Consider the following 26,181-nt stretch of genomic DNA (forward strand, 5'->3'; position numbering starts at 1 on the left):
GGAAGGATGGTCCTCACGCCGCCTTCCCCCGCTGCTCCAGCCGGAACGGCGCGTGATGCGATTCCGGTTCGCGGTAGAGCGGATAGTGGCTGCCGACGATCTTCTCCGCCAGCTCCGTGTCGAAGAGCGGCTGGCCGCCGAAGCGCTCGATCGCCTCCGGCGTCAGGCGCACGGGCAGCAGCGTGTCGGTCGCCTGCCCGAAGCGGATCAGCGGGTGGTCGCGCTCGATGAGCTTGCGGGTGTTGCGCTCGCCGATGCGATAATAGCTCATGGTCTCCACCTCGAGACCCGGCACGATGGCCTTGACGATGCCGACCCCGCCCCCCGGCGGCGAGGCGTCGACATAGAGCACGTCGAACCCGGCCTCCGTGAGCCGGTCGCAGGCGATTTTTCCGCGCGCGTGGCCGTCCGGGGCGGCGGTCGTCGGCAGTTCCGAAAAGGCCTTGGTGCCGCGCTCGGAATAGACCGTGTCGGCGAGGACGCCGCGCAGGTCCTGCGGCGCCATCACGATCCATTCGAGCATCGCCTTGAGCGCGCGGCTCTCTTCGAGATCGAGGCTCGGCAGCGCCTTCTCGATGAAGGCGCGGACATAGCCCGGCGGCGTCACCCGCTCGGCGAAGGCGAGCGGGCCGTGGCCGAACGCCTTGCGCACGCGCGCGGCCTGGAATTCGAGCAGCGCCTTGCGCAGCGCCCGCTCGCGGTCCGGGTCGCAGGCTTCCCCGCAGGCGGAGAGCGCGATGGGGGCCGGGGTGTCGGCGGCGTCGCGGTCGTAGCCCACCACGTAGACGTTGGTCAGTCCGAACTGGTCGGTGGCGAATTTCGGCAGCGCCCGGATGCCGAGCGCGTCGAGCTTGTCGAGCATGCCGAGGGTCTCGGGGCCGAGGCCGTCGAAGCCGGGACCGGGAGCGAAGTCGAGCATCACGCCCTGGTCCAGCGCCCGGAAGAGCAGGCCGTTGCCGTCGCGCTGGAGCAGTTCGAGCACGCCGTGGCCCAGCGCGAAAGGCACGTCCGGGCCGGCGCCGAGTCCGTTGGTGATGAGGTTGGTGAAGGGCTTGTAGCCTTCGCTCAGCTCGAAATAATCCGTCGCCGCGACGTCGAGGGGCATCAGCACGGTCTCGCCGGTGCCGTGGCGGACGCATCCGGTCCATTCGAGCACGGTGTCGCGGTCGACCGGCGAGCCGGCGGGCAGGCCGAGCGTCAGCGGGTCGGCCACCGAGCGGGCGCCGAACACCCTGACGAGGTCGCGATAGGAGCCGCGCTCCTTCTTGCGCGGGATCAGCGCCAGCGTCGGCATCAGGTTCTCGGCGATCTCGGCGACGGCGCCGATCAGCGCCTCGTCGTCGGTGGCGCCGTAGCCGATGCCGCTCGGCATGGCGCCGACGAAATAGGGATCGTCGAGGAAGAGCGAGACGAACCAGACCGGGATGCCGGTGCGGTCGAGCGGCGCCAGGTTGAAGCCGACGACGCGGCCCTCCGGCAGCACGTCGAGATAGGCGCGCACCGCATCGGGCAGGCGCTCGGGCAGGCCCTCGATCACGCGCTTGGCGCCGAACCCGTAGGGCCGCGGGCGCTTCAGGCGGGCGTGGCGCGCCCGGGCGTCCTGCTCGTGCTCTGTCATCTAGAGGTCCGTTCCGTGGCGGCCGGTCTGTTCGCTCGCATAGGCCCGCATCACCAGCCGGGCGGTGTGGAGGTCGCGCGCGATGGAATAGGCGTCCCGCTCCGCCGGCCGGCGCAGGGCTGAGCCGAAGGCGCGCACCTGCTCGGCGAAGGGCGAGGCGTCCCTGTCGAAGGCGATATCCTCGGACGCGCCGGTTGTACCGTCCGTGAACGTCACCGTGCCGCCGGCCGTCTGGCCCATGGTGTCGACCGCGACGAGTTGTCCCTTGGTGCCGATCACTTCGAGCCTTCGGCGCGGCAGGGCGTCCGGGCAGTTATAGGCGACGTGGAGGTTGGCCAGGACGCCGGAGCCGGTGCGGCCGATGATGAGTGCGCCGTCGTCCACCTCGTAGTCCTGGGCGCGGGCCTGGGTCAGCGCGAACAGGTCGGCGATGGATTCCCCGAGCAGGAAGTCCACGAGGTCGAGCCCGTGCGGCGCGAGGTCGATGAGGGCGCCGCCGCCCGCCTGTTTCGGGTCGATGCGCCAGTTGTCCTGGCCGGGCAACGAGGTCCAGCGCCGGTCGAGCCAGCAGGCATAGACGATGCGGATCGCCGTCACCGTGCCGAGGCGCCCTTGCGCGATCGCGGCGCGCATGGCCCGGTGGCCGGGGTGGTGGCGCTGGTCGAAGGCGGTGCCGTAGAAGACGCCGCTGGCGATCACCGCCTCGGCCATGGCCTCCGCGTCGTCGAGCCGCGCCGCCATCGGCTTCTCGCAGAGCACCGGCTTGCCGGCGGCGGCGAGCGCGGCGACGGCTTCCCGGTGGAGATGGTTCGGGGTCGCCACGTAGACCGCCTCGACCTCGGGGTCGGCGATCAGCCGGTCGAGGGTGGCGTAGGCGCGGGCACCCTCCGCCTCGGCGGCGGCGCGCGAGCCCTCTCCCGGATCGCAGACGGCGACGAGCCGGTGCCCGGCGGCGCGGATGCCCGGCGCCATGTAGTCGCGGGCGACCCAGCCGTAGCCGACGATGCCCCAGCCGACCCGATCCCCGTCCATGGCCATCACCAGCGCTCCGGCAGGTCGACGAACTCGCGCCGGCGCACGCGGCCGGCGGTCTCGCCGGCGGACGGGCCGATCCAGTCGAGGATCTCCGGGCCGGGCGAGCGGGGCGGATAGGTGACGCGCGCGGCGTATTCCGCCTCGTAGCGCTCCGAGGGCCAGCGGACGGCGTAGCCGTCGCCGTCGCGGACATAGAGCGGGTTGAGCAGGAGCTGCGTGCCCTCGCGCGGCAGGGTCAGGCCGTCGACCACGGAGCGCGGAGCCGGGCGCATGCCGGGCCCGGCCACCACCGAGAACGCCTCCACATGCACGAGGTCCTTTGCCTCGCGCGGGCACGGGGCGCGAACCTCCACGAGGGCGCGGGTCAGCTCGTCGTCGTCATAGACGAAGCCGTCGGGGAAGAACTCCTCGATCTCGGCGGCCGAGACCGCGCGTCCGGCCGAGAAACCGGGCCGGGCGCTGTTGTGGATATGGCTGACCGCGAGCCAGCCGTCGTCGCCGGCATTGGCGCGCAGGTGCTCGAGCAGCCGTGCCTTGTCGTCGAGGAAGTAGAAGGCGTCGTTGCAGATCACGAGATCGGCGGGCGCGCCCGGCACCGGCCAGTGCGGAGAGCCGGCATCGAAGCAGACGAGCTGCGCCCCCTTCCCCACGACGAAATGGCGCGCCACCCAGAGCTTGGCGAAGACGACGTCGGCGCCGGCCACCTTGGCTCCTCGGGACGCCAGCTCGCGCAGGTAGTGCCCGATGCCGCAGGCGAACTCGAACACGCATTTCGGCTCGTTCCAGTGAGCCTCCAGGAGCGCGATGCCGGCGAGGAAGGTCGGGTCGCTCCAGCGGTGCAGGAAATAGTCGCCGACGCGGCCCCAGCCGAGGAGGCTCACCGCCTCGCGCAGGGTGGTGCTGTCGCGCTCGCGCACGAGCCGGCGCAGGTCGGCCGGATCGGCGGCCGGGCCCGTCCACCACTCGTCCTGATCGGCCAGCAGGAGGACGAGGGCGTCTTCCTGCTCTCCCGCGTCGAGATGGGCGAGCGCCGTCTCCACGAGCGCCTCGCGGCCGGTGCGCAGATACGGGATGCCGTCGATCACCGGCCAGCGCGCGCCGGTCTCCGCATCCGCCACGGAATGCGGCGTATCGGGGCGCAGGCCGTTGCCGGTCTCCGGCGAGAGAAGCTCGAAAGGGATCATGCCGTGCCGTCATCCGCCCGCGATCAGGGGATGCGCATATCCCTCAGCACCCGGTCGTGGAACCCCTTCACGGGGCCGGCATGGACGAGCTCCATGTCGTCGAGCACGGTCTCCATGGTGAGGGAGGCCGCGCGCAGATGCTGCGCGATCTGGAGCACCCGGTCGATGCAGTCGGCGGCGTGGAAGGCGCGGCCCTCCGCCGTCGAATCGTCGGGCAGCACGGCGCGGGCGCGCTCCACGATGTCGGCCAGCTCCGGCTCCAGCTCGTCCAGCGCCCAGGAGGCGGTCGTCGCCATGATCCCGGCGAGCTCGTCGCCGAGCAGCATCTCGCCGGTGAAGCCGGCATCGGGCATGGCCGCGTTGTGGAAATGGTGCGCCATGGCGGCGAGGAAGACCATGCCCGGATCGGCCCGGTAGAACGGGCTCAGCACGACGCCGTAGACGGCGACCACCAGGCAATGCTCGGCGTGGTTCTCCGGCGGTTCGAGCAGGATGCGGGGCTTGCCGGGGCAGGTGACGCCCGCGCGCGGCTGCTCTGCGAGAGCGCCGACGAAGGCGGGCACCGGCCCTTCCGGCATCTCCACGCGCTCGACGAGGCGCCGGCGCAGGCGCGCGCGCAGGGGCTCCTCGACGGCCTCCGTCACCGCGTCGAAACCGGCGACGAGAATTTTTGTGACGGCCTCATCCGACAATCCGGCGGCCGACAGGAAGGCCGCGTCGAGGTCGCAGAGGCGCGTGGCGGCGAGTGCCGTCGCGGTGATCTCCAACGCCACGTCGTCGGGCGAGGCGCCCCCCGTCAAGCAGGCCCACCCGCGCGCGAAAAGACGCTCGGCGATGGAGCCGTAGCGCCCGGCCGAGCGCACGCGCTTGAGGTCGTTGGCCTCGACCAGCAGGTCGCGGAGCGCGAGGGGGGCGGCGATCGCGTCCCCCTCCGGCGCGAGCGCAGGGGCGGCGGAGCCGCCGCCCTCGAGCGTCGTCATCAGTGCACGCCGAGCCAGTTGAGCAGCATGGTGTTCTGCTTGCCGAAATCGTGCTCGGGGCCGTGGCCGTTCTTGACCATGGGGGCCTTGAAGAAGGTCGAGAGCTGCTCCTGCACGCCGCCGTCGCCGCGCTTCTTGGCGAGGTCGAGGATGCGGGCGATCTCGATCACCAGCGGGGCGGCGAGGATCGAGTCCTTGCAGAGGAAGTTGACCTTGATCTGCATGCGCTGGCCCATGAAGCCGGTGACGTCGATATTGTCCCAGGCTTCCTTGTCGTCGCCGCGCGGGCGGTAATAGTGGATGTGCACGAGGTGGTCCTCGACCGGGTAGCCGAGGATCGAATCGAGCACCGTGCCCTTGGTGTTGAGCTTCGACTGGAGCGAGTTCGGATCGTTCAGCGCGAGGCCGTCGCGGTTGCCGAGGATGTTCGTCGAGAACCAGCCGTCGACATGCAGGGCGCGGGCCTTGAGGGCGGGCGCCAGCACGGTCTTCATCATGGTCTGGCCGGTCTTGCCGTCCTTGCCGGCCACCGGGACGTTCATCTCGCGGGCGAGATCGAGGAGCGCGGGCACGTCGGCGGCGACGCTCGGGGTGAAGTTGGCGTAGGGGATGCCGCTCTTGATCGCCGCATAGGCGTAGAGCATCGCGGGCGAGATCGACTCGTCGCTGGCGTCGAGCCCCTTCTCGAAGGCGGCGGCGGAGTTCAGCGTCGGGTCGCTGAGATCGGGCCAGCGCTCGGTGGAGGCGAGGTTGATGACCACGACCTCGTCGAGGTTGCTCTCCTTCTGGAAGCGCCGCAGGTCGTTGGCGATGATCGAGACCGCCTCCCGGTGGCCGGCGGCCACGATGCGGTTCTTGCCGTCGATGTTCTTGCAGAACTTGGCGCTGCCCACCGCCGGCCAGGGGGTGATGCCCTTGAGCACCTGGGCGCCGTTCTCGATGTCCTGCTGGGTGAGGACGCCGTGCCCGCTCGCGGCGGAGGCGAGGTCGTCGCCGTTGAGGTCCCAGCCGCCGAAGACGAGGTCCTTGTAGTCCGCCATGCCCGCCACCGAGAGGCCGGCGAGGGGGAGACCGTCGAGCCGGTTCGAACCGGACTTGATCATCTCGATGCCGGCGATGGCCGTGGTGGCGACAGCGCCGCCCATGCCGACGAAGGCTACGCCGACGCGGCGACCGGACTGCATGCTCATGGGAAGGAGGTGTCCTTGGCTCTTCAGGGTCCGCGAACGCGCCGAAGGATCGGCGCCGACGCTCGCATGGCCCTAGCTAACTTGGGTCCGTCAGGCTTCGTTCCAAGCCTGGGCGAGCCACATACATGGCGCAGCCCGGCTGAACCAGACCCGAACGGGCCCTGCGGCGGCCGCATGGCGGTGCGGCGGCGTTCTCAGAAGGGTCACGCTTGCATCATGGAGCCGTCCCATTGCGGACAAAAGCTCCCACCAAATAGCCGCCTCTTCATCGAAGCCGCGCCAGAGAACGCCGCGGCACGAAAAGGCAAGACGAATGGGGGTTGTACCGGAGCCGGCGCATTGCGCCGACGACGCGGGCGGTCTTGTGCCTTGCAAGATCTTCATTTCAAAGGTCGGCGCGACATCGGGCGCGCTCAATACATGGTGGCCGGCCGCCAGGACCTCGACCAGCACGGCGATGTCGCGGGCCTTGCTGCGCGGCCTCGTGGCGGTCGGGCTGCTCGCCGGCATCGCGCTCGGCTCCGGCGGCGAGGTTTTCGCGCATGACCGGCTCGACGAAAGCGCCGCCGGCGCGCAGGCGCTCGAAGGCGGCGCGGCCGATCGCCTCGCCGACTGGCGCGGGGTGCCGCTGCTCGAACAGGTGCCCGCGACGACGACGATCATCGAGGGATCGCTCGCGGCCCTGCCCAAGCCGCAGGCCGACGGGGCCGCGAGCGAGGAGGTGCGCTTCGGCGATACCAGCGTGCCGCGCCGGGTGGTCGAGAGCATCCTGCGTGCCTCCTCCGAGACGGGGGTCGATCCGGTCTACCTGATGGCGCTCGCCGACAAGGAATCCCGCTTCGACGCGGGGGCGAGGAACCCCGCCTCTTCGGCGGAGGGACTCTTTCAGTTCGTCACGGCGACATGGCTCGAGATGATGCGCGACTACGGCGCCCGGCACGGGCTCGCGGCGGAGGCGGCCTCGGTGACGGGCAAGGGCGGGGCGATCGCGATCCCCGACACCGCTTTGCGCGCGCGCGTGCTCGGCCTGCGCCGCGACCCCTACGTGTCGGCGGTGATGGCGGCGGAGCTGGTCAAGCGCGACCGCTCGCGGGTGGAGAGCCAGATCGGCCGCGAGCTCAGCACGCCCGAGCTCTACCTCGCCCATTTCCTCGGCTCGGCCAGCGCCCGCCGGTTCCTCGCGCTCTCCTCGGACAAGCCGGACGAGATCGCCCGCGACGCCTTCCGCAACGCGGCGCGCTCCAACCGCAGCCTGTTCGTCGGCAAGGTCGAAGGCGCGCCGGAGAAGGCGGCGGGCAAGAGCGGCGGAAAGAGCGGCGGCAAGAACGCCGGCAAGAGCGTTCGCGCGCTCACGGTGGCCGAGCTGCACCAGCGCCTTGACGGCATGATCGACAAGCGCCTCAGTCGCTTCGAGGGGGTCGGCGCGCTGAGCCCCGCTCCCGAGGAACCGGCGGCGCCTCCCGCGCGGCCGCGCATCCTCGTGACGGAGGCGCTCGATCCCTGACGATCCGCCGGCGGCTCTCAATGCGCCGCCGGCGCCCCTCCTCCGAGCTTCACGTTGCTGAGGATCATGGCGAGGGGCACCGCCGAGGCCGAGACGATGGCGAGCACGAAGAACACGTCGATATAGGCCCAGTACGCGACCTGCGTCGCGAGCTGCTGCCCGATCCAGGCGGTGGCTTGGCCTCGGGCGTCGACGCCCATGGCGCCGTAATGGGAGAAGTACTCGGTCGCCCGGTTCATGGTCTCCTGATAGGCGGGACTCGAGGGCACGATCGACTCCACCAGCCGGCTCTGGTGGAACTGCTGGCGGTAGGCGAGGACGTTCTGCGCCAGCGACACCCCGAGCGAGCCGCCGACGTTGCGCGCCACGTTGATGAGGGCCGAGGCCTGATCCGTCTGTGACGGATCGATGCCCTCGTAGGAGGCCGAGGTGATCGATATGAAGATCAGCGACAGCCCGATCCCGATATAGACCCGCGCCCAGGCGAAGAACCCGAAGGTCACGTCGCCGTAGAGCCAGGTCAGCCGGTACATGGCGAAGGCCACCACCGACGCACCGATGGCGATGGGGTATTTCGGCTGCACCTTGCCCGAGATCTGCCCGACGACGAGCATCATCACCACGGTGACGATGCCGCCCGGCGCCAGCACGAGCCCCGAGATCGTGGCGGTGTAGCCGTAATATTCCTGCACGATCTGGGGGATGAACTGCGTGGTGGCGATCAGGATCGCGCCGGTGGCCATCATCACCAGGAAGCAGGCCGCGAACTGGCGCCGGAACAGCAGCTTGAGGTCGATGACGGGGTTCTTGCGGGTCAGCTCCCAGGGGATCATCAGCACGAAGGCGACGAGGCAGAGAAGGCCGAAGACCACGATCAGGTTCGAGCCGAACCAATCCTTGCGCTGGCCTTCGTCCAGGATGACCTCCAGCGAGCCGAGAAAGGTCGCGACCAGCAGGAAGCCGACGAGATCGAAGGGCACGCGCTTCCGGCGCAGGGCCTTGCGCTCCGCGATGGCCTTCTCGGAATCCTGGAGCAGCACCGACATCAGCCCGAGCGAGATCAGGCCCACGGGACCGTTGATGAGAAAGCACCAGTGCCAGGACCAGTTGTCGGAGAGCCAGCCGCCGAGCGTCGGCCCGATCACCGGGGCGACGACGATGGCGAGGCCGTAGAGGGCGAAGGCCTGGCCGCGCTTCTGCGGCGGGAAGCTGTCGGCGAGGATCGACTGCGCCAACGGCGCCATGCCGCCGCCGCCGAGCCCCTGGAGCACCCGGAAGAACAGCAGCGATTGCAGGTTCCAGGCGAAGCCGCACAGGATCGAGGAGAGCGTGAACAGCGCCACGCTCCACATGAAGAACGCCTTGCGGCCGTAGCGCTTGGCCAGGAAGCTCGACGCGGTGAGCACGATGGCGTTGGCGACGAGATAGCTCGTCACCACCCAGGCCGCCTCGTCGGGCCCCACCGCGAGGCCGCCGGAGATGTAGCGCAGCGCGACGTTGGCGATGGTGGTGTCGAGCACCTCCATGAAGGTGGCGAGCGCCACCACCAGCGCCACCGCCCAGGGGCTGTGCCCGCCCGGTGCCAGCGGAAGGGCGCCCGCCTTGGTCGCGCTCACCGCACCCGCACCGTGGGCACGATGGACAGGCCGGGCCCGATGGCGACGTCGTCGGGCCATGTGTCGACGACGATCTTCACCGGCACGCGCTGGACCACCTTCACGTAGTTGCCGGTTGCGTTCTGCGCCGGCAGCAGGCTGAAGGCTGTCCCTGAGCCCGGCTGCACCGAGGCGACGCGGCCGGTGATCCTGCGGTCGGGATAGGCGTCGATCTCGACCTCGACGCTCTGGTTCGGCCGCATGTCGGTGATCTGCGTCTCCTTGAAGTTCGCGGTGATCCAGATCTCGTCGGGCACGAACATCGAGAGGCTCTGGCCGGCCTGCGCGAACTGGCCCTTGGCCCCCGAGAGCCGCACCACCCGGCCGGGCTGGGCCGCGATCACCGTGGTGTAGCCGAGGTTCAGCTCGGCCTGGGCGGCCTGGGCTTCGGCATTGGCGAGGCTCGCCTTGGCGCTCGCCTTCTGCGCCTCCAGCGCGCCGATCTGGGTCTGGGCGGCGATGACGCTCGCCTGGGCCCGCTGGAGGCTCGCCTCCTGCTGCTCGAGATTCGAGGTCGATTGCTGCGACTGCTGGACCGTGCCGGCGCCCTTCCTGGCGAGGTCCTGGTAGCGGGCGGCGTCCTGCTTGGCGAAGTCGAGGGCGGCCTGGGTCTGCGTCACCTGCGCCTTGGCGACGTCGATCTGCGCCTTCTGGCCCTCGATCTGGGCGTCGACGTTCTGGATCGACGCCTTGGCCGACTCGATCTGCGCCCGCGCCTGCTGGAGCGCCACCTCGTAGTCGCGCTTGTCGATCTGGAAGAGGGTCCGGCCGGCCTCGACATGCTGGTTGTCGGTGACGGGCACCTCGACCACGTAGCCGGAGACCTTCGGGGCGACGCTGTAGCTGCGCGCATCCACGAAGGCGTCGTCGGTGCTCTCGTAGGGGTGAAGGTAGATCAGCCAGTAGAAATAGCCCGCCACCGCCAGGACGACGACGGCGAGCGCGCCGAGGCCGAACCAGACCGGGTGCCGGCGCAGAAGGCTCGGCTTGTCCTCCTCCTGCTCGTCGTTCGCCTCGGGCCGGCCGTCGGTATCGGCCTTCCCGTCCTCCGGCACGGATTCCTTCAGGCCCGTCTCGGAGACGTCGAGGACATCGCGCCGCGCGTCCTCGGCATCGGCGGGTTGCACGGCCTCGGTCGAGGCGCCGCGCCGTTTGGGCGGGGCCGGTCGCTGGTCGTCGAGCATCGCTGGAATCGTCCGGGACATCTCCGCATCGCGGAAGCGATGGGAGCGCAGAGAATGCCGCCTCGGGCAGATAAGGAGGTCGGCGCCCCAAGGTTCCGCGCTGCGGTTCCGTCATGCGCCGGAATCCGCGCGTCGCGTCGGGCAACTTGCGGCGCGGCGGCGTTCGGACCAAAGCGTCGGTGAGGCGGAGGAGAGGCGGATGAGCGGCGAACCGGCGCGGCGCGAGGGCGAGGAGAGCGTGGCGCTGCCCGCCACCCACGACGCCGGGCTCTACTTCATCGGCCGCATCCGCACGCCCTGGACGGAGCGCGCGGACTGCCCGAAGAACGGGCTCCAGAGCGATGCCGTTTGCACGGTGCTGGTGGACGAGCGCTATCGCCCCGGCCTTCGGAACGTCGCGGGCGCCAGCCACCTGATCCTGCTCTACTGGATGGACCGGGCCGAGCGCGCCCTGGTGCTGCAACGGCCCCGGCACGCGGACGGCTTGCGCGGCACCTTCTCCCTGCGCTCGCCCGTGCGGCCGAACCCGATCGCGCTGTCGGTGGTGGAGCTGCTCGGCATCGAGGACGGCGCCTTGCGGGTGCGCGGGCTCGACTGCCTCGACGGCACCCCGCTCCTCGACATCAAGCCCTATTACGCCAGCACGGATTCGCGGCCCGAGGCGGTGCTGGACCGCTCAGGGCTCCAGGGCGGGGCGCTCGCGTGAGGCGCGTCCTCCTGCTCGGCGGCGCCGGCCTCGCCCTGCTGGCGGCGGGCATCGGCACGGGCTGGGTGCTTCACCGCCCGCCGGCCATGAACGCGCGCGCCTATGCCCAGAACCGGCTCATCGCCGTGCAGGTCCATCTCGACGAGGCGCCGGCCGGCTACGTCTTCCTCGCGGGCGATTCGCAGTCGGAGCTGGAATCGCCCGCGCAGCGCCCCTGCGGGACGGAGCTCGTCAACGGCGGCGTCAGCGGGTCGAGCGCGGCGGTCTATGCCGATCTCGTCGCGACACTGACCTTCCGCAGGCGCGCGCGGGCCGCCGCGCTCACCATCGGCACCAACGACCTGATGGCCAAGAACAAGCCGCTCGGCCCGGACGCGACGGCGCGGTTCGATGCGTCCGCCGAGCGCATCCTGCGCACGCTCATGGCCAACACCGACCGCCTCGTGGTGACGGCCGTGCCCCCGGTCGGTCGGGAGCTGGCGCGCTGGCTGGAGCCGGCGGCGGTGGCGCATTACTCGGAGCGGCTGCGCGCCCTGTGCGGCCGCCTCGGCTGCGTCTTCGCGGACCCCTTCGCGGAGCTTCGCGACGGCGACACCGGCTTCGCCAGGCCCGGCGCCCTGCGCGACGGGCTGCATCTCGCCCGCTACCGGCCGGTCATGGATGCGCTGGCGCCGGTCCTGTGCCCTCCTCGCCCGGCTTCGGCGCCTTGATCCTGTACCAGCCGACATAGAGCGCCGGCAGGAAGAACAGGGTCAGGAAGGTCGCCGCGATGATGCCGCCGATCATGGCGTAGGCCATCGGGCCCCAGAACACCTCGCGGGCGATGGGGATCATGCCGAGGCTCGCGGCGGCGGCGGTGAGCAGGATCGGGCGCATGCGGTGGCGGGTCGCCTCCACCACGGCGTCCCAGGGGCCGAGCCCGTCCGCCTCGCATTCCTCGATCTGGCTCACCAGGATCACCGCGTTGCGGATGATGATGCCGATCAGCGCCAGCACCCCGAGGATGGCGACGAAGCCCAGCGGCTTGCCGGAGGGCAGCAGCGCGGCGACCACGCCGATCAGCCCGAGCGGGGCGACGCTCGCCACCAAGAAGAGCTTCTGCACGCTCTGGAGCTGGATCATCAGGATGACGGCCATGGTCAGCAGCATCACCGGCACCACCGCCGCGATCGGCCCCTGGCCCTTGGCCGCCTCCTCCACTGCGCCGCCGGTGGCCAGCGTGTAGCCCTCGGGCAGCGCCTTGGCGAAGGCGTCGATCTCGGGCTTGAGCGCGGCGACGATGGTGGGCGGCTGGGTCTCGTCGAGGATCGCGGCGCGCACGGTGAGCGTCGCCACCCGGTCGCGGCGCCAGACGATGGGCTGCTCGAGGTCGTAGTCGATCTTGGCGAAGGCGAGTAGCGGCACCACCGAACCGTTGGCGAGCGTCACCTGGAGGCTCTGGAGCGTGTCGAGGGAGGAGCGCTCGATGCTGCGTGCCCGGCCGACGACGGTGACGAGGTAGATCGAGTCGCGCACCTGCGTGATGGCGGTGCCGCCGACCACCCCGTTGAGGATGGTGGCGATGTCCTCGCTGGTGACGCCGAGGGCGCGGGCCTTGTCCTGGAGGATCGCCACGCGCAGCACCTTGCCGGGCTCGTTCCAGTCCAGCGTCGGCACCGCCACATGCGGGTTCCCGGCGACGATGGAGGCCAGCGCCAGCGCCTTCTCGCGCACCGTCTGAAGGTCGGGGCCGCTGAGCCGGTACTGGATCGGCCGGCCGACCGGCGGGCCCAGCGAGAGCGGGTTCACGAACACGTCGATGCCGACGAACTGCCGCTTCCCGAACTCCTCCAGCCGCGCCATCAGCCGGTCGCGCGCCTCCATCGACTTCGCGACGATGACGATCTGCCCGAAGAAGGCGTTGCCGAGCTGCTGGTCGAGGGGCAGGTAGAAGCGCACCGCGCCCTGGCCCACGTACGAGGTCCAGCGCTCGATATCGGCATCGCCCTTCAGCGCCGTCTCGAAGCGGTCCATCTGGCGGCGGGTCTCGTCGATGGTGGCGTTCTGCGGCAGCGTCATGTCGACCAGCACCTCGTTGCGGTCGGACTGCGGGAAGAACTGCTGCTGGACATGGCCGAGGCCGACCACCGACAGCGCCAGCAGCCCCACGCAGACGGCCACCGTGAGCCAGCGCAGGCGCATGGAGAGCCTCAGCGTGGCCATGAACAGGCCGGTCATGCGGCCGGGCTTGTCGTGGTGGCCCTTCATGGTCTTGGGCAGCAGGGCCACGCCGATCAGCGGCGCGAACAGCACCGCGACCACCCAGGAGACCAGCAGCGAGGCCGCGATCACCACGAACAGGCTGTAGGTGTACTCGCCCGCCGAGGAGCCGTTGAAGCCGATGGGCAGGAAGCCCGCCACCGTGACCAGCGTGCCCGTGAGCATCGGGAAGGCGGTGGAGGTGTAGGCGAAGGTCGCGGCCTTCTTGAGGTTGTCGCCGAGCTCGAGGCGCGCCACCATCATCTCGACGGTGATCATGGCGTCGTCGACGAGCAGGCCCAGCGCGATGATGAGCGCGCCGAGCGAGATGCGCTGGAGCGTCACGCCCATCACCTGCATGATGACGAAGACGATGGCGAGCACCAGCGGGATCGAGATCGCCACCACCAGCCCGGCGCGCACGCCGAGGCTGAGGAAGCTCACCGCGAGCACGATCACCACGGCCTCGACCAGCGCCTGCGTGAAGCCGCCCACCGCCTCCTCGACGATCTTCGGCTGGTCGGAGACGAGGTGGATGCCGACGCCGATGGGGAGCTTGCCCTCGACGACCCGCATGCGCGCCTTCAGATCCTCGCCGAAATGCAGCAGGTTGGCGTTGGGGCGCATGGCGATGGCGAGGCCGATGGCGGGCTTGCCGTCGACGCGGAACATCGCCGCCGGCGGGTCCTCGTAGCCGCGGCTGATTTCGGCCACGTCCGAGAGGCGGAAGAAGCGGTCGTTCACCCGCAGGTTGATGTCGCGCAGCGAATCCTCGGAGGCGAACTGCCCGCTGACCCGCACCGACACCCGCTCCGGCCCGGCCTGGACCACGCCCGAGGGGGAGATCGCGTTCTGGGCCTGGAGCGTCTTGATGAGCGCCTGCACGTCGATGCCGAAGCCGGCGAGCTTGCGGGTGGAGAAGTCGAGGTTGATCGTCTCCTTCTGCGTCCCGAGCAGCAGGGTCTTGCCGATATTGGGCACCTTGAGGATGTCGGTGCGCACGCCCTCCACGTAGTCGCGCAGCTGCCGGTGGGTCAGGCCGTCGGCCGTGAAGCCGTAGACGTTGCCGTAGACGTCGCCGAACTCGTCGTTGAAGAACGGCCCCTGCACCCCTTGCGGGAAGGTGCCCTGGATGTCGCCGAGGCGCTTCCTCACCTGGTAGAAGGCCGGCTGGATCTCGGTGGCCTTGGTGGTGTCGCGCAGCTGCACGAACACCGTGGTCTGGCCGGGGGTGGTGTAGCTCTTGAGGTAGTCGAGGGCGTTGAGCTGCTGGAGCTCCTTCTCGATCCGGTCCGTGACCTGCTCCAGCGTGTCCTTGATGGTGGCGCCGGGCCAGTTCGCCTGCACGACCATGGTCTTGATGGCGAAAGGCGGATCCTCCTCACGGCCGAGCCCGCGATAGGCCAGCGTGCCGGCGACCATGCAAATCGCCATCAGGAACCAGACGAAGGACTTATGGGCGAGCGCCCATTCCGAGAGGTTGAAGTCTTTCACGGATCGGATCCCGGTCTCGAGCCTACGGGCGCGGTTCGTCCGAGAGCCGGACGGTCTGGCCCTCGCTCAGGGAATGGGCGCCGGCCACCACCACGCGCTCGCCGGCCGCGAGGCCGGACCCGATCGCGACCCGGCCCGGCCCGCGCTCGGCCACGGTGACGGCACGGCGCCCGACATGGGTGCCCGCCGCGTCCACGACCCAGACGAAGTCGCGTCCGTCCTCCGACAGCAGGGCGGTCGCCGGCAGCGGGATGCGCGGCTGCGTCGCCTGGGACAGCGAGACGGTGATGGTGGTGCCGAGCCGGAAGGGAGCAGGCGGCGAATCGAGCGTCATGCGGATGCGGCGCGTCCGGGTGCGCCGGTCGGCGAAGGGAGCCACCTCGCGCACGGTGCCGAGCGCGGTGATCTCCGGCGCGCTCTGGAGCGAGACCGTGAAGCGGCCGTCCATGGGCATGGCGCCGATCAGGTTCTCGGGGATGTCGACCACCGCCTCGCGGGCCTCGGGGCGCGCCACCGTGACCACCGCCTGGCCCGGCGTCAGGTCCTGCCCGACCTCGGCGCTGCGCTCGGTCACGACCCCGTCGAAATCGGCCTTGAGCTCTGTATAGCCCATCTGGTCGCGGGCCTTCTGGAGGCTGGCCTGGGCCTGGGCGAGGCGCGCCTGCGCGGTGTCGCGGTTGGCCACCGCCCCGTCGAGCTGCGCCTGGGTGACGTTGTTGCCCTCGAACAGTTTTCGCGTCCGCGCTTCGGTGGCGATCGCGTTCTCGGCCTGCGCCCGCGCGTCGGCGACGTCGGCCTCCGCCCGGACCAGCCCGAAGCGGGGCACGATGGGATCGAGGGCGGCGAGGCGCTGGCCCTTCTTGACCACGTCGCCCATGGTCACGTCGCGGGCGACCACCCGGCCGCCGATCTGGAAGCCGAGCTGGGAGGAATAGCGCGGCTCCACCGTGCCGGCGAAGGGGCCGAACATCGTGCGCTCGACGGGCTTGGCCACCGCGTAGAGCACCGGCCGCACGGGCGGGGGCGCTTCCGCCTCTCCGCTCCGGTCGCATGCGCCGAGGGCGAGCGGGAGGAGGACCGCGCCGATGGCGGCGGCCGGATGCAGGGTCGCCCTCACCGAGCCGCTCCCGTGGGTTCGTCGTTGGCGAGCGTCACCGTCTGGCCGGGGCGCAGGAACTGGATGCCGGCGGTGACGACCTCATCGCCGGGCACGATCCCGTCCGCGACGGAGACGGTGTCCGCGCCGTAGCGGTCCACCGTGACGGTGCGCGGCGCGACGGTGCCCTTGCCCGCGTCGCGCACCCACACCGCCGGCTTGTCGTGCCAGCGGTACAGGGCCGACCACGGCACCGTGATCGCCTCGCGCGGGCGGAAGCGCCCCCGCCCGATCACCACGGCGCCGAGCCCCATGGCCTCCGGCACCTTCGCGATCCCGACCTTGACCCGCACCGTCCCCGAGGACGGATCGACGCTCGGCGCGATCTCGCGCACCGTTCCCGTCGCCGTCACGGAAGGGTCGGCCTGAAGGGTGATCTCGACGGTCTTCGATTCGGGCGGCGTCGCCAGCAGCGCCTCGTAGACGTTGAAGACCGCGTCCCGGCCGCCGTCCTGGGCCAGCAACAGCACCGACTGGCCCGCCTGCACCACCTGCCCCGTCTCCAGCGAGCGGCTGAGCACGATGCCGTCCACGCCCGCGCGCAGCTCCGTGTAGGAGAACTGCTCCTTGGCGGTGCCCAGCGCGGCGCGGGCCGAATCGACGGCGGCCTGCGAGGTCCTGAGCTGCTGCTCGGCGTTGTCGTAGGCGGGCCGCGTGGTGTAGCCGCTCGCGAGCAGCGACTCCTGCCGGCGGAAGGCGAGCTTCGCCTGGGTGAGGAGCGCCTCGGCCGAGTTCAATGCCGCCTCGGCATTGGCGCGGTTGGCCTGCTGCTCCTGCGGATCGAGCCGCGCCAGCACCTGATCGGCCGTCACATGGTCGCCGACCTCGACGAGGCGCTGGGCGATCTTGCCGTTGGTGCGGAAGGAGACGTTCGTCTGTGCCTGGGCCTGGATGTCGCCGGTGAACACCACGTCCAGCGCCACGGGCTGCTTGCGGGCGAGGACGGTGCGCACCAGCGTCTGCGCGCCGAGCGGCACCGCATCCGCCGCGGCGGCGGGCAGCGGGACGAGCAGGATGCCGGCGAGGCCGAGGCGGCGAAGGCTGGACATGACGGTCGGATCCCGATTCGGCCCTTTCCCCCCGAAGCCTTATCCCCTACATTACCGACCGTCCAGACGGTTTTTCGGCGGAGGCTTGCCGAGGGGCGGGCATCGGGTCGAGGCGGCCCGGAGGGCATGATGACGAAAGCGCGCAGCCGGCGCGACGACAGGCCGGAGATCATCCTCGACGCCGCCGAGAGCCTGCTGCGGCGCTCCGGCAGCCGGACGCTCACCATCGACGCGGTGGCGGCGGAGGCCGGCCTCAGCAAGGGCGGCGTGCTGCACCACTACGCCTCGAAGGACGCGCTGGTGACGGCGCTCGCCGCGCGCAAGGTCCAGCGCATGCAGGCGGGCATCGCCGAATGCGCCGCCGCCCTCGGCTCCGACCCGGCGGCGATCCCGCTGGCGCTGATCGCGCATGCGCGGCAGGTCTATGCCGACGAGTGCGGCTTCCCCGATTCGCTGCTGATCGCCTCCTCCGAGAACGCGGAGGCGGCGGCGGGCTTCCGCGCCTTCCTGGCCGAGCGTCTGGCGCAGCTCGAGTCCGTCGAGGCGGCCCCCGGCGCCGGGGCGATGCTGGCCTTCTCGCTCATCGGCCTGATGATGAGCCGCTCGCTCGGCTTCCACGCCCTGGAGGGCGACGAACTGGAGCGATTCTTCGGCGCCCTCGAAACCGCCGCTCGCGCCGGCCGCTGACCCGGCACCTCAGCCCGCCCGTCCCGACTCCGCCGCCATCGCCGCGAAGACCAGGGCGTGCCGGGCGGCGACGGCATCGACATCCCGGCCGTAGCCGCCGCCGATCACCGCCACCAGCGGGATGCCGCGTGCCCGCGTCTCGCCGACCACGAAGCGGTCGCGGGCGAGAAGCCCGTCGTCCGTCAGCGCGAGGCGGCCGAGCCGATCGTCCCGGTGCGGGTCGACGCCCGCGTTGTAGAAGACGAGATCGGGCGCCAGCGCGTCGAGCAGCGGCGGCAGCCGGGCGTGCAGCACGGCGAGATAGCCCGCGTCGTCGAGCCCGTCCGGCAGGCCGATGTCGAGGTCGCCGGGGATCTTGCGGGCGGGGTAGTTGCGCTCGGCATGCAGGGAGAAGGCGAACAGGTCCGGCGTGCCCGACAGGCAGTCGGCGGTGCCGTCGCCCTGATGGACGTCGAGGTCCACCACCAGCGCGCGGCGCAGCGCCCCTTCCGCCTGGAGCGTGCGGGCGGCGATGGCGACGTCGTTGAAGGTGCAGAACCCGGCCCCGTGCGCGCGCCGCGCATGGTGGCTTCCGCCGGCGGTGCTGCCCGCGAGCCCGCCCGCGAGGGCGAGGCGCGCCGCCGCCAGGGTCCCGCCAACGGAGGCGCGGGCGCGGCGCACCACGCTCTTCTCGATGGGCAGGCCGATCTCGCGCTCGATCGCGCGGGGGACATTGGCCGCGAGCACCGCCTCGACATAGGCGCGGTCGTGGACGAGGGCGAGGAGATCGGCGTCGGCCGGCTCCGGCCGCACGAATCCGCCCGGCACCAGTCCCGCCGCCTCGATCCGCGCCGCGAGGCGGCCGTATTTCCCCATCGGGAAGCGGTGGCCGTCCGGCAGGGTCGCCTCGTAGGCGGGATGGAAGACGATCGGGACGCTCAGGGCTCGGGCTTTCGCGCTGCGGCGACTGTCATACGACTGAAACGCCGCGCCTGTTAGGGCCTCGGCTAACAAGGGGGCGCCGCCGCGACGCGGGGCCACGGGCGGCGTTTCTGGAGAGTCGGCATGGCGGGTTTCGTCGGGAACGGCACCGTCCTCGCCCTGTCGCTCTGCGCGCTGCTCACGCTGGTCCATCTCGCGAGCCTCGCGGTGGCGGCCGTCCGGCTCGGCGCGACGCGGCGTGCCTCCGCCTTCCCGGCGGGGGCGCCGGTCAGCCTGGTGCGGCCGGTCTGCGGGCTCGAGCCTTTCAGCGAGGAGACCCTCGGCCGGGGCTTTTCCCTCTCCTATCCCGATTACGAGCTGATCTTCTGCGTCGCGGAGGCCGGCGACCCGGTGGTGCCGCTGGTGCGCCGGCTGATGGCGGCGCATCCGCATGTCCCCTCGCGGCTCGTCGTCGGCGACGAGCGGGTGAGCGACAACCCGAAGCTCAACAACTGCGTGCGCGGCTGGGAGGCGGCGCGCCACGACTGGGTGGTGCTCGCCGATTCCAACGTGCTGATGCCGCCGGACTACCTCCAGCAGTTGCAGGCGGCCTGGCGCGCCGACACCGGCCTCGTCTGCTCGACGCCGGTGGGCGCGCGGCCCGACGGTTTTTTCGCGGAGGTCGAATGTGCCTTCCTGAATACGCTCCAGGCGCGCTGGCAATATGCCGGCGAGGCGCTCGGCCTCGGCTTCGCGCAGGGCAAGAGCATGCTCTGGCACAAGCCCTTCCTGGAGGAGCGGGGCGGCATCCGGGCGCTCGCCGCCGAAATCGCCGAGGACGCCGCCGCCACCAAGCTGGTGCGCGCGGCGGGCAAGCGCGTGCATCTCGTCGCCTCGCCCTTCGAGCAGCCCCTGGGCCAGCGCAAGGCGCGCGAGGTCTGGTCGCGCCAGCTCCGCTGGGCGCGTCTGCGCCGGGTGACGTTCCCGCTGTTCTTCGCGCCCGAGATCGGCACCGGGGCGGTGCTGCCCTTCCTCGCTGCCTTCGCCTGCACCGGCGGGCCGGCGCCGGCGGCGGTGCTGCTGGGGCTGGCGGGCCTCTGGTACGGCGCCGAATACGCGCTCGCGACGAAGGCCGGCTGGTATCGCTCGCCGCGCCTGATCCTGGCCTTCGTGGTCCGCGACGCGGTGCTGCCCTTCATGTGGAGCGCGGCCTGGATGCAGAGCGCCATCGTCTGGCGCGGCAACGCCATGGACATCCGGCCGAAGGAATCGGCCCGCCTGCGGGCCTCGCCGGGCGCGGCGTAGCGGATCAGGCCGGCTCTCGCGCGACCCGCTCGCGCCAGAAGTCCAGGGTGTCCGCGATGGTCGTGTCCCAGGCGATGCGCGGCGCCCAGCCGAGCAGGTCCTTCGCGCGCGTCGCATCGCCGACCGCGAAGGGCGTGTCGTTGGGGCGCATCCGCGCTGGGTCCGGCTCCACCGAGACGGGCACGCGGGCGAGCGCGGTGAGCGCGTCGAGGGCGTCGCGGATCGGGCGGGGACGGCCGGAGGCGATGTTGAGGATCAGCCCCGGCTCCAGCTCCGGTGCGAGAACGGCGGCGGCGTAGGCGGCGGCCACGTCGCGCACGTCGAGGAAGTCGCGCAGCGCCTCCAGGTTGCCGACCTTCATGACCGGAGCCTGCCGGCCGGCCTCGATGCGGGCGATCTGCGCGGCGAAGGCCGGCACCACGAAGGCTTCCGACTGCCCCGGCCCGGTATGGTTGAACGGGCGCATCCGCACCGCCTTCAGCCCGTCGCGCGCCATCTGGCCGATCAGGAGGTCGGCGGCGGCCTTGGAGGCGGCGTAGGGGTTGGTCGGGTCGAGCAGCGCCCCCTCGTCGAGGGGCGCGGTGCCGCGTTTGAAGGTGCCGCCATAGACCTCCGAGGTCGAGACGAACAGGAAGCGGGCCCCCGGCGCCTCGCGGAGCGTCGCCGCCGCGAGGTTCATCGTCCCCTCGACGTTGATCCGCCAGGTCCGGGCGGGGTCCGAGCGCGCCTCCTGAAGGGCCGCGATCGCCGCGAGATGCACGACGCAGGTGGGCCGCGCCGCGCGGACCGCCTCGCGCGTGCCGGCGGCGTCGGTGACGTCGAAGGGCAGCGCCGTCGCGCCGTCGGGCGCCCTGTCGGCACCGCGAAGGCCCGCGAGGACGGTCGAGCCCGGCGGCAGCGCCCGCGCCAGGGCCGCGACGAGATGGCCGCCGACGAACCCAGCGGCGCCGGTGACGAGGACGCGCGGGGCGCCTTCCTGTCCGCTCACGGGCCTGGCTCGCCGTGGACGGGGCTAGCGGCCGGTCGACAGCCGCGCGAGGTCGGCGTCGACCATCTCGCGGATCATGTCTTCCAGCGAGGTCTCCGGCTCCCAGCCGAGCTTCGCCTTGGCCTTGGCCGGGTTGCCGAGCAGAACGTCGACCTCCGCCGGGCGAAAGAGCTCGGGGTCGATGACGAGGTGCTTCTCCAGGGGCAGGCCGACATGCTGGAAGGCGATCTCGCACATGTCGCGCACCGAGACCGTGCGTCCGGTGGCGATGACGTAGTCGTCGGCCGCTTCCTGCTGGAGCATCAGCCACATGGCCTTCACGTAGTCGCGGGCGTGGCCCCAATCGCGCTTGGCGTCGATGTTGCCGAGCCGCAGCTCGCTCGCCATTCCGAGCTTGATCTTGGCGACCCCGTCCGTGACCTTGCGGGTGACGAACTCGATGCCGCGCAGCGGGCTCTCGTGGTTGAACAGGATGCCGCTCGACGCGTGCATGCCGAAGCTCTCGCGGTAGTTCACGGTCATCCAGTGGCCGTAGAGCTTGGCCGCGGCATAGGGCGAGCGCGGGTAGAACGGCGTCGTCTCGCTCTGCATCGGCTCCTGGATCATCCCGTACATCTCGGACGAGGAGGCCTGGTAGAAATGCGCGTCGGGCTTCTCCAGCCGCACCGCCTCGAGCATCGCGGCGCAGCCGAGGCCCGTGATGGCGCCGGTGAGCAGCGGCTGCTGCCAGGAGGTCTTCACGAAGGACTGTGCGCCGAGGTTGTAGACCTCGTCGGGCTGGGCCGCGCGCACGATGCGCATCAGGCTCGACAGGTCGGAGAGATCGCCGTCGATGACGTTCACGTCGCCGGCGATGCCGAGCCAGCGCAGACGCACGTCGTTGACGTCCGTGGTGCTGGAGCGCCGCACCAGCCCGTGCACCTTGTAGCCCTTGCCCAGGAGGAGCTGCGCCAGATAGGCGCCGTCCTGGCCGGTGATGCCGGTGATCAGAGCTGACTTCATGCGATTGGGCCGTCCCTCGACGATGGATGAGGCGCCCCGGCGGCCGGACGCTCGGGAGCCTCACCCGACTGCATCGCGGTATAGCCCGCCGGCGTGCAGGTCAAAACGTTTCCAGCCGCGCTCGCGCCGGGTCGGCGGCCGCTATTCGGCGGCCTGCCGCTCCACGTAGCCGAGCCGGCCGTTCAGCTCGCCGATGAGCTTGATCGCGGCATCCGCGATCACGGTTCCGGGGGGAAAGATCGCCGAGGCGCCGGCCTCGTAGAGGGCCGGATAGTCGCCGGGCGGGATCACGCCGCCGATGACGATCATCACGTCCTCGCGGCCCTGCTCGGTGAGCGCCGCCTTCAATTCCGGCACCAGGGTCAGGTGGCCGGCGGCCAGCGAGGAGACGCCGACGATGTGCACGTCGTTCTCCACCGCCTGCCGCGCGGCCTCCGCCGGTGTGGCGAAGAGCGGCCCGATATCCACGTCGAAGCCGAGATCGGCGAAGGCGGAGGCGATCACCTTCTGGCCGCGATCGTGCCCGTCCTGGCCCATCTTGGCGACGAGGATGCGCGGGCGGCGCCCGTCGTTCTCCTCGAACGCCTCGACCAGACCGCGCACCTGCTCGACCACCGGCGACATGCCACCCACCTCCCGCTTGTAGACGCCTGAGATCGAGCGGATCTCGGCGCGGTGCCGGCCCCAGGCCTTCTCCAGCGCATCGGAAATCTCGCCCACCGTGGCCTTGGCGCGGGCCGCCTCGACGGCGAGCGCCAGCAGGTTGCCCTCGCCGTTGGCGGCCTGGGTGAGCGCCGCCAGCCGCGCGTCGACATCGGCCTGGCTGCGCTCGGAGCGCAGACGCTTCAGCTTGTCGATCTGGAGCGTGCGCACGTTGCCGTTGTCGACCCGCAGCAGCTCGACCATGCGGTCGTCCTCGGGCTTGAACTTGTTGATGCCGACGATGGTCTGGCGGCCGGAATCGATGCGCGCCTGGGCGCGGGCCGCCGCCTCCTCGATGCGCAGCTTCGGGATGCCGGCCTCGATGGCCTTGGCCATGCCGCCCAGCGCATCGACCTCGCGGATATGTTCCCAGGCCCGCGCCACGATGTCGGCGGTGAGCTTCTCGACATAGTAGGAGCCGCCCCAGGGGTCGGCGATGCGGCAGGTGCCGCTCTCCTGCTGGAGGAAGAGCTGCGTGTTCCTCGCGATGCGGGCCGAGAAGTCGGTGGGGAGCGCCAGCGCCTCGTCGAGGGCGTTGGTGTGGAGCGACTGGGTGCCGCCTTGCGTCGCCGCCATCGCCTCGATGCAGGTGCGGGTGACGTTGTTGAACACGTCCTGCGCGGTGAGCGACCATCCGCTCGTCTGCGAGTGGGTGCGCAAGGGCAGCGACTTGTCGGATTTCGGCTCGAACTCCTTGACGAGCTTCGCCCAGATCAGGCGCGCGGCCCGCATCTTGGCGATCTCCATGAAGAAGTTCGTCGAGATCGCCCAGAAGAACGACAGGCGCGGGGCGAACTTGTCGATGGTCAAGCCCGCCGCGAGGCCGGCCTTGATGTACTCGACGCCGTCGGCCAGCGTGTAGGCGAGCTCGAGATCGTTCGTCGCTCCGGCTTCCTGCATGTGGTAGCCGGAGATGGAGATGGAGTTGAACTTCGGCATGTTCTGCGAGGTATACGCGAAGATGTCCGAGATGATCCGCATCGATCCCTTCGGGGGATAGATGTAGGTGTTGCGGACCATGAACTCCTTGAGGATGTCGTTCTGGATGGTGCCGGCGAGCTTTTCGGGCGGCACGCCCTGCTCCTCGGCCGCGACGATGTAGAGCGCCAGGATCGGCAGCACCGCGCCGTTCATGGTCATCGACACGGTCATCTCGTCGAGGGGGATCCCCGAGAAGAGGGTGCGCATGTCGTAGATCGAGTCGATGGCGACGCCCGCCATGCCGACATCGCCCGACACGCGCGGATGGTCGGAATCGTAGCCCCGATGGGTGGCGAGGTCGAAGGCGACGGAGAGCCCCTTCTGCCCAGCGGCGAGGTTGCGCCGGTAGAAGGCGTTCGAATCCTCGGCCGTGGAGAAGCCGGCATATTGCCGGATCGTCCAGGGCTGGGTGACGTACATGGTCGGGTAGGGCCCGCGCAGATACGGCGCCATGCCCGGATAGGTCTTGAGGAACTCGATCCCCTCGCGGTCCTGCGGCCCGTAATGGGTCTTCACCGGGATACCCTCGGGGGTCATCCAGGGCTCGCCCGCCGGGAACGGCACCGCCGGGATCGCCTCGCCCGCGTAAGGCACGGTGGTGAAGTCGGGGATGCGGGAGGTCATTCGTCTACTCGGGCGCCGATCGTTGTCGCGGCGCATTATAGGGACGCGAACGGGCGGTGCCATCCCCGCCTTGGTCGACCAGAAGGCGTTCCTTCTCCGCTCAATCGTCCATCTTCAGCGCGGCGATGAAGGCCTCCTGCGGGATCTCCACGCGGCCGAACTGGCGCATCTTCTTCTTGCCCTCCTTCTGCTTGTCGAGGAGCTTGCGCTTGCGGGAGATGTCGCCGCCGTAGCACTTGGCCGTCACGTCCTTCGACAGCGCCCGGATGGTCTCGCGGGCGATGATCTTGCCGCCGATGGCCGCCTGGACCGGGATCTGGAAGAGGTGGCGCGGGATCAGGTCCTTGAGCTTCTCGCACATGGCGCGGCCGCGGTTCTCGGCGCGGGTGCGGTGCACGAGCATCGAAAGCGCGTCGACGGGCTCGGCGTTGACGAGGATCGACATCTTCACGAGGTCGCCCTCGCGGTAGTCGGAGACGTGGTAGTCGAACGAGGCGTAGCCCTTCGAGATCGATTTCAGCCGGTCGTAGAAATCGAACACCACCTCGTTGAGCGGCAGGTCGTAGACGACCATCGCCCGCTTGCCGACGTAGTTGAGGTCGATCTGCGCGCCGCGCCGGTCCTGGCAGAGCTTGAGCACGCCGCCGAGATAGTCGTCCGGCGTCAGGATCGTGGCGCGGATCCAGGGCTCCTCGATGGTGTCGATCTTCATGATGTCCGGCATGTCGGCCGGGTTGTGCAATTCCTTCGTCGTGCCGTCGGTCATCTTCAGGTGGTAGACGACGGAGGGCGCCGTCGAGATCAGGTCGAGGTTGAACTCGCGCTCCAGCCGCTCCTGGATGATCTCCAGGTGGAGGAGCCCCAGGAAGCCGCAGCGGAAGCCGAAGCCGAGCGCGGCGCTCGTCTCCATCTCGTAGGAGAAGCTTGCGTCGTTGAGGCGCAGCTTGCCCATGGCGCCGCGCAGGTTCTCGAACTCGGCGGCGTCGACGGGGAAGAGCCCGCAGAACACCACCGCCTGCACGTCCTTGAAGCCCGCCAGCATCTGCGAGGTGCGGCGCTTGTCCTCGGTGATGGTGTCGCCGACGCGGGTATCGGCGACCTCCTTGATCGATCCGGTGAGGAAGCCGACCTCGCCGGGGCCGAGCTCGCCGATATCGGCCATCTTCGGCCGGAACACGCCGATCTTGTCGACGCCGTAGGCGGCATCCGCGCCCATCATGCGGATGGTCATGCCCTTCTTGAGCACGCCGTCGATGATGCGCACCATGACGACGACGCCGAGATAGACGTCGTACCAGCTGTCCACCAGCAGCGCCTTCAGCGGCGCCTCGCGGTCGCCGGTGGGCGGCGGCAGGCGCTTGACGATGGCCTCCAGCACCGCCTCGATGTTCAGCCCGGTCTTGGCCGAGATCGGCACCGCCTCCGAGGCGTCGAGGCCGATCACCTCCTCGATCTGCTCCTTCACCCGCTCCGGCTCGGCGGCCGGCAGGTCGACCTTGTTGAGGACGGGCACGATCTCGTGGTTGGCGTCGAGCGCCTGGTAGACGTTGGCGAGCGTCTGCGCCTCCACGCCCTGCGAGGCATCGACCACCAGCAGCGAGCCTTCGCAGGCGGCGAGCGACCGCGAGACCTCGTAGGCGAAGTCGACGTGGCCGGGGGTGTCCATCAGGTTGAGGACGTAGTCCTTGCCGTCCTCGGCCTTGTATTCGAGGCGCACGGTGTTGGCCTTGATGGTGATGCCGCGCTCCTTCTCGATGTCCATCGAGTCGAGCATCTGCTCGCTCATGTCGCGCAGCGCCACGGTGCCGGTGGCCTGGATCAGGCGGTCGGCGAGCGTCGACTTGCCGTGGTCGATATGGGCGACGATGGAGAAGTTGCGGATGTTCTCGATCCGGGACGCGGTCATCGGCACTCGTCTCCGGCGCGCTGTCTCGGCCCGCCTGAGGCGGGCGGCGTCGCGCGCCGTTCGGGATGTGAGGAAGTCTCTTGAGGCCCGCAG

21 protein-coding genes are annotated in these 26,181 nt (G+C 70.5%); 5 read left to right on the forward strand and 16 right to left on the reverse strand.

The window, feature by feature from the left end:
* Nucleotides 1-13: 13 nt before the first annotated feature.
* The 6 genes from ACP56T_RS00250 to ACP56T_RS00275 all read right to left on the reverse strand — a co-directional run bounded on the left by ACP56T_RS00250 (nucleotide 14) and on the right by ACP56T_RS00275 (nucleotide 6,460).
* Entirely contained in the window at nucleotides 14-1,618 is a 1,605-nt protein-coding gene (locus tag ACP56T_RS00250; RefSeq protein ID WP_430910125.1) for a YcaO-like family protein, read from the reverse strand.
* Entirely contained in the window at nucleotides 1,619-2,656 is a 1,038-nt protein-coding gene (locus ACP56T_RS00255) for a Gfo/Idh/MocA family protein (protein ID WP_430910126.1), read from the reverse strand.
* Nucleotides 2,656-3,837, reverse strand: coding sequence for a class I SAM-dependent methyltransferase (locus ACP56T_RS00260; RefSeq protein ID WP_430910127.1), 1,182 nt, complete (start codon nucleotides 3,835-3,837; stop codon nucleotides 2,656-2,658). The genes ACP56T_RS00255 and ACP56T_RS00260 overlap by 1 nt, the downstream gene beginning before the upstream one ends.
* A gap of 23 nt (nucleotides 3,838-3,860) precedes the next feature.
* Entirely contained in the window at nucleotides 3,861-4,817 is a 957-nt protein-coding gene (locus tag ACP56T_RS00265; RefSeq protein WP_430910128.1) for a hypothetical protein, read from the reverse strand.
* On the reverse strand, nucleotides 4,817-6,007 hold the full coding sequence (locus ACP56T_RS00270; protein WP_430910129.1) for an inositol-3-phosphate synthase: 1,191 nt from the start codon (nucleotides 6,005-6,007) through the stop codon (nucleotides 4,817-4,819). The genes ACP56T_RS00265 and ACP56T_RS00270 overlap by 1 nt, the downstream gene beginning before the upstream one ends.
* Nucleotides 6,008-6,097: 90 nt before the next feature.
* Nucleotides 6,098-6,460: a hypothetical protein gene (locus ACP56T_RS00275; RefSeq protein WP_430910130.1), complete on the reverse strand. Its 363-nt coding sequence runs from the start codon at nucleotides 6,458-6,460 to the stop codon at nucleotides 6,098-6,100.
* Nucleotides 6,461-6,464: 4 nt separating this feature from the next.
* Here ACP56T_RS00275 and ACP56T_RS00280 point away from each other — a divergent pair, with 4 nt between their 5' ends.
* Nucleotides 6,465-7,511, forward strand: coding sequence for a transglycosylase SLT domain-containing protein (locus ACP56T_RS00280; protein ID WP_430910131.1), 1,047 nt, complete (start codon nucleotides 6,465-6,467; stop codon nucleotides 7,509-7,511).
* A gap of 17 nt (nucleotides 7,512-7,528) precedes the next feature.
* Here ACP56T_RS00280 and ACP56T_RS00285 read toward each other — a convergent pair whose 3' ends face one another.
* Nucleotides 7,529-9,187 carry a DHA2 family efflux MFS transporter permease subunit gene (locus tag ACP56T_RS00285; protein WP_430910132.1) on the reverse strand — a complete coding sequence of 553 codons (1,659 nt, stop codon included), beginning with the start codon at nucleotides 9,185-9,187 and terminating at the stop codon, nucleotides 7,529-7,531.
* Nucleotides 9,124-10,350, reverse strand: a complete 1,227-nt coding sequence (locus ACP56T_RS00290; protein WP_430910133.1) for an HlyD family secretion protein — start codon at nucleotides 10,348-10,350, stop codon at nucleotides 9,124-9,126. Before ACP56T_RS00290 ends, ACP56T_RS00285 begins: the two co-directional genes overlap by 64 nt.
* 199 nt (nucleotides 10,351-10,549) lie before the next feature.
* Here ACP56T_RS00290 and tsaA point away from each other — a divergent pair, with 199 nt between their 5' ends.
* On the forward strand, nucleotides 10,550-11,056 hold the full coding sequence (gene tsaA, locus ACP56T_RS00295) for a tRNA (N6-threonylcarbamoyladenosine(37)-N6)-methyltransferase TrmO (RefSeq protein ID WP_430910134.1): 507 nt from the start codon (nucleotides 10,550-10,552) through the stop codon (nucleotides 11,054-11,056).
* A complete protein-coding gene (locus tag ACP56T_RS00300; protein ID WP_430910135.1) occupies nucleotides 11,053-11,766 on the forward strand; it encodes a GDSL-type esterase/lipase family protein in 714 nt (237 codons plus the stop codon). The genes tsaA and ACP56T_RS00300 overlap by 4 nt, the downstream gene beginning before the upstream one ends.
* Here the strand turns inward: ACP56T_RS00300 and ACP56T_RS00305 are convergent.
* Genes ACP56T_RS00305 through ACP56T_RS00315 form a run of 3 tightly spaced genes read right to left on the reverse strand, consistent with a single transcriptional unit; the run spans nucleotide 11,711 to nucleotide 16,993 of the window.
* Nucleotides 11,711-14,788 (reverse strand): efflux RND transporter permease subunit, encoded by a 3,078-nt coding sequence (locus tag ACP56T_RS00305; RefSeq protein WP_430910136.1) that lies wholly within the window; start codon nucleotides 14,786-14,788, stop codon nucleotides 11,711-11,713. The two genes, ACP56T_RS00300 and ACP56T_RS00305, sit on opposite strands and share 56 nt — an antisense overlap.
* A 22-nt stretch (nucleotides 14,789-14,810) precedes the next feature.
* Nucleotides 14,811-15,905: an efflux RND transporter periplasmic adaptor subunit gene (locus tag ACP56T_RS00310; protein WP_430910137.1), complete on the reverse strand. Its 1,095-nt coding sequence runs from the start codon at nucleotides 15,903-15,905 to the stop codon at nucleotides 14,811-14,813.
* Nucleotides 15,902-16,993 (reverse strand): efflux RND transporter periplasmic adaptor subunit, encoded by a 1,092-nt coding sequence (locus tag ACP56T_RS00315; protein WP_430910138.1) that lies wholly within the window; start codon nucleotides 16,991-16,993, stop codon nucleotides 15,902-15,904. Before ACP56T_RS00315 ends, ACP56T_RS00310 begins: the two co-directional genes overlap by 4 nt.
* A gap of 126 nt (nucleotides 16,994-17,119) precedes the next feature.
* On the opposite strand from ACP56T_RS00315, the gene ACP56T_RS00320 reads away from it, so the two are divergent.
* Entirely contained in the window at nucleotides 17,120-17,680 is a 561-nt protein-coding gene (locus ACP56T_RS00320) for a TetR/AcrR family transcriptional regulator (protein WP_430910139.1), read from the forward strand.
* A gap of 9 nt (nucleotides 17,681-17,689) precedes the next feature.
* Here the strand turns inward: ACP56T_RS00320 and ACP56T_RS00325 are convergent, their stop codons facing one another.
* On the reverse strand, nucleotides 17,690-18,601 hold the full coding sequence (locus tag ACP56T_RS00325; RefSeq protein WP_430910523.1) for a histone deacetylase family protein: 912 nt from the start codon (nucleotides 18,599-18,601) through the stop codon (nucleotides 17,690-17,692).
* 123 nt (nucleotides 18,602-18,724) lie between these two features.
* Between ACP56T_RS00325 and ACP56T_RS00330 the strand changes: the two genes are divergently transcribed.
* A complete protein-coding gene (locus tag ACP56T_RS00330; protein WP_430910140.1) occupies nucleotides 18,725-19,885 on the forward strand; it encodes a ceramide glucosyltransferase in 1,161 nt (386 codons plus the stop codon).
* Nucleotides 19,886-19,889: 4 nt separating this feature from the next.
* Here the strand turns inward: ACP56T_RS00330 and ACP56T_RS00335 are convergent, their stop codons facing one another.
* From ACP56T_RS00335 to lepA, 4 genes are all read right to left on the reverse strand, one after another.
* Nucleotides 19,890-20,873, reverse strand: a complete 984-nt coding sequence (locus tag ACP56T_RS00335; protein WP_430910141.1) for a GDP-mannose 4,6-dehydratase — start codon at nucleotides 20,871-20,873, stop codon at nucleotides 19,890-19,892.
* A 24-nt stretch (nucleotides 20,874-20,897) separates the two neighbouring features.
* Entirely contained in the window at nucleotides 20,898-21,875 is a 978-nt protein-coding gene (gene gmd, locus ACP56T_RS00340) for a GDP-mannose 4,6-dehydratase (protein ID WP_430910142.1), read from the reverse strand.
* 141 nt (nucleotides 21,876-22,016) lie between these two features.
* Nucleotides 22,017-24,182 carry a methylmalonyl-CoA mutase gene (scpA, locus tag ACP56T_RS00345; protein ID WP_430910143.1) on the reverse strand — a complete coding sequence of 722 codons (2,166 nt, stop codon included), beginning with the start codon at nucleotides 24,180-24,182 and terminating at the stop codon, nucleotides 22,017-22,019.
* 100 nt (nucleotides 24,183-24,282) lie between these two features.
* Nucleotides 24,283-26,088, reverse strand: a complete 1,806-nt coding sequence (lepA, locus tag ACP56T_RS00350) for a translation elongation factor 4 (RefSeq protein WP_430910144.1) — start codon at nucleotides 26,086-26,088, stop codon at nucleotides 24,283-24,285.
* Nucleotides 26,089-26,181: the final 93 nt, after the last annotated feature.

Source organism: Methylobacterium endophyticum, from assembly GCF_050591105.1.
Taxonomy (GTDB): domain Bacteria; phylum Pseudomonadota; class Alphaproteobacteria; order Rhizobiales; family Beijerinckiaceae; genus Methylobacterium.